The organism is Aliterella atlantica CENA595, assembly GCF_000952155.1.
GTDB classification, from domain to species: domain Bacteria; phylum Cyanobacteriota; class Cyanobacteriia; order Cyanobacteriales; family Chroococcidiopsidaceae; genus Aliterella; species Aliterella atlantica.
Map to the genome: position 1 here is coordinate 1 of NZ_JYON01000058.1, position 1001 is coordinate 1001.

At 58.7% G+C, this 1001-nt stretch carries 1 protein-coding gene; it reads left to right on the forward strand.

Translation table 11 applies throughout. The features are described 5' to 3' along the window. Positions 1–256 precede the first annotated feature (256 nt). On the forward strand, positions 257–1001 hold a 745-nt coding region (locus tag UH38_RS25785), incomplete at its 3' end, for a serine hydroxymethyltransferase (protein WP_144405774.1).

A 1001-nucleotide genomic window follows, 5' to 3' on the forward strand; every position in this document is an offset into this window, starting at 1 on the left:
GAATGTGGGGCTTGTCTGAACCGCGATTGGCCTGGATTTTAGGATTTTCTGGATGGCTGATTCCTGCATTTGAATTTTTCAATCCAGAAAATCCTAAAATCCAGGCCAATCGCGGTTCAGACATCCCAGACAACAGTTTCAGCGCCAAAAAATTCTTACTCCACAAAAGTAACGCCGCCCGGTGGCAAAAACTTTCGCCTAACCGACGCCCGCCGTACCTTTGCCGCCGAACTCGTTCAACACCAACGTCCTTCCCATGTCCACCGAAATCGCCTCGCGGATTCAACGCGATACCCACGTTTTCAGCCTCATCGAGAAAGAAACCGACCGCCAGGAACACGGCATCGAACTCATCGCCTCCGAAAACTTCGTCACGAAGCAAGTCATGGAAGCGATGGGCACCAGCCTGACCAACAAGTACGCCGAGGGGCTGCCCGGCAAGCGCTACTACGGCGGCTGCGAGGTGGTGGACGAAGTGGAAACCCTCGCCATCGAGCGGGCGAAGGAACTCTTCGGGGCGGTGTGGGCCAACGTGCAGCCCCACTCCGGCGCGCAGGCCAATGCGGCGGTGTTCCTGTCGTTTTTGAACCCTGGCGACAAGATTCTGGGCTTCAACCTCAGCCACGGCGGGCACCTGAGCCACGGCTCGCCGGTCAATTTTTCGGGGAAATACTTCCAGCCCTTTTTCTACGGCGTCGAACAAGAAACCGGGCTGATTGATTGGGACAAAGTCGAAGAAACCGCCCTCCGCGAGCGCCCGCGCCTGCTCATCTGCGGGGCCTCGGCCTACAGCCGCGACTGGGATTACGCCCGCCTCCGGCAGATTGCGGACCAAATCGGGGCCATTCTCCTCGCCGACATTTCGCACCCCGCCGGGCTGATTGCCAAGGGCCTGCTCAACGACCCCATGCAGCACTGCCACATCGTGAGCACCACCACGCACAAAACCCTGCGCGGACCCCGGGGCGGGATGATTCTGATGGGGCAGGATTTTGAAAACC